The organism is Escherichia sp. AM3, assembly GCF_032029835.1.
GTDB classification, from domain to species: Bacteria; Pseudomonadota; Gammaproteobacteria; order Enterobacterales; family Enterobacteriaceae; genus Escherichia; species Escherichia coli.
Genome location: NZ_JAVUPQ010001056.1, coordinates 1 through 262, shown reverse-complemented (window position 1 = coordinate 262; position 262 = coordinate 1). Strand labels below are relative to the sequence as shown.

The following is a 262-nucleotide window of genomic DNA, read 5'->3' as shown; positions in this document are numbered from 1 at the left end:
CTACCGCACCATGGCCTGCGGCATTGCCGGGCTGTCGGTGGCGGCGGATTCCCTGTCGGCCATCAAATACGCCACGGTAAAACCGGTGCGCGACCACACCGGTCTGGCGGTCGATTTCGTCATCGAAGGCGACTATCCGCAGTACGGCAACAACGACGATCGCGTGGACAGTATCGCCTGCGATCTGGTTGAGCGCTTTATGAAGAAAATCCAGGCGCTGCCGACGTACCGCAACGCGGTACCGACGCAGTCGATCCTGACC

1 protein-coding gene is annotated in these 262 nt (G+C 61.5%); it reads left to right on the top strand.

The annotated features are described in order from the left end of the window. A partial coding sequence (locus RTW80_RS29675; protein WP_312721714.1) for a pyruvate formate lyase family protein occupies nt 1-262 on the top strand: 262 nt, incomplete at both ends.